The sequence below is a fragment of the Streptomyces flavofungini genome (assembly GCF_041028215.1).
GTDB lineage: Bacteria > Actinomycetota > Actinomycetes > Streptomycetales > Streptomycetaceae > Streptomyces > Streptomyces flavofungini_B.
In genome coordinates this window covers 1-2,055 of record NZ_JASKYR010001124.1, presented here as the reverse complement: position 1 = coordinate 2,055, position 2,055 = coordinate 1, and the positions used below count along the sequence as shown (strand labels likewise).

Sequence of the window (2,055 nt, the reverse complement as noted above, 5' to 3'; positions counted from 1 at the left end):
CGCGGGCTGCGGCTCCGCTTCGATCTGCCGCCCGAGCTGCGCGACCTCCCGCTCGAAGCGCTGTGCGCGCCACCCGGCAGCCCGCAGCAGTCCCTCGCCCTCAGCCACTCGCTCGTGCGGTCGCTGCCCGGTGGTTCGCTGGGCCCGCGCCTGCCCGAGCCCACCGCCGAGCCCAGCCTGATCCGGCTCCTGGTGGCCTGCGCGTCGCCCGCGGGCCTGCCGCCCCTGCGGGCCGCCGCAGAGGTGGCCGCGCTCCGGCACGACCTGCCGGAGGTGGCGGTGCGGACGACGGTGGTGGAGCGGGCCACGCGCGCGAGCCTGGAGGCGGCGCTCGCCGCGCACGCCGAACTGCCCACGGCGGTCCTGCTGATCGCCCACGGGGCGTACGACGACGAGCTCGGCAAGGGCGTGGTCTCCCTGGAGACACCGGCCGGCGGGGTGGACCGGGTGCCCGCCGACGTGCTCAGCGCGATCCTCCTGAAGGCCCAGCGGCTGCGCCTTGTCGCGCTCAACCTCTGTTCCGGCGCGGACAGTTCGCACCTCGAACCCTTCTCGGGGCTCGCGCAGGCGCTGATCGGCGGCGGGCTGCCCGCCGTGGTGGCGATGCGCGGGAAGGTGAGCGACAAGGCGGCGGGGGCGTTCAGCCCCGAGCTGTTCAAGGGCATCGCCGCCAACCGGACGATCGACGAGGCGATGACCGCCGCGCGGCTCGGCATCTCGCACCAGCCGGAGCACACGGCGGTGGAGTGGGCGACGCCCGCGCTCTTCCTGCACGAGGAGTGCGGGCAGGGCTGGCTGTTCAAGGCGCGCGAGGTGCGGGACCCCGGCGGGGCCGTGGCGGACCCGCTGAGCGAGGGCGCGGACGCGCTGAGGACGCTGAACAGCCCCGTCGGCCACGTCGACTCCACCGTCCTGATCCGTGCGGCCCGCTATCAGCGGGACCTCGGGCAGTGGGCGCAGGTGCGGCGCATCCTGCGTACGCCGACCCAGCAGTACGCCGAGGAGCAGCGGCGGATGCAGGCCGAGGCCGCCTTCGAACTGGCCTGGCCCGAGGTCGAGAGGCTCTGCGGGCTGCTCGCCGGGGAGCGGGACGCGGCGGGCGCGGCGGCGCAGTTCGCGGTGGTCGGTGAGCGGCTGCCCGGCCCTGTGCCGGGCTGCCTCGCGGCGGAGGTCGCCGGGCTGCGGCGGATGGCGGCACTGGTCGACGAGGGGCGGGCGGCGGAGGCCTCGGCGGACTGGGCCACCGCCATCAGCCGCTACGAGGAGGTGCTCGCCGGGTGGCCGGGCGGGCCCAGGGACGTGGCGGCGCGGCTGGCGGCGGCGCGGGACGAACTGCACGTGGCGCGGACGTTCACGGCCGCCGGGCTGGCCCGCCGGGCGGCCGACTGGGCGAGTGCCGCCGAGGCCTACGGCGCGGTCCTCGCGCTGCGGCCCGGTCACGCGTCGGCACGGGCGCACGCCGCCTATGTGGCGGGCAGGTCCGCCGAGGAGCGCGAGGACTGGAGTGCGGCGGAGGCGGCGTACGCGGGGTGTGCGGGCCTCGACGACACGGCGGAGCGCTCGACGTACGCGCGCGGCCGCGCGGCGGCCCGGGACGGTGACTGGCCCGCGGCACGGGAGGCGTTCGCGTCGGCGGGCAGCGACGACTGGTGCGCGTACGCGGCGGGCCGCGCGGCGGACGCGGTGGCCGACTGGGCGGCGGCCGCACGGGCCTACGCGGCGGCGGACGGCTTCCTCGACGGACCGGTGCGGCTCCTCCACGCGCGAGGCAGGGCCTTCGCCGAGGCGGGCCGCACCGTCGAGGCCCTGGCGGATCTGTCGGCGGCCTCCGCGGCGGGCTGGGACACGGAGCCGCTCCTCGGCGACCTGCGCCACCGCACCTACGAGGCCGCGTGTGCGGCGGCGGAGGCGGCCGACTGGCCCACGGTCCTGGCCCACCTCTCCCCCCTCCCCCCGGACGACCACGCCGCCGCGGCCCTGCGCCGGTACCCCCCCCCCCCCCCCCCCCCCCCCCCCCCCCCCCCCCCCCCCCCGGGGGGAGAGGTGGGCCAGGAC

The 2,055-nt window shown here is 78.4% G+C and carries 1 protein-coding gene; it reads left to right on the top strand.

Translation table 11 applies throughout. The features are described 5' to 3' along the window. Positions 1-2,055: CHAT domain-containing protein (locus AB8Z36_RS39000; RefSeq protein ID WP_369218100.1), on the top strand; the 2,055-nt coding region annotated here is incomplete at both ends.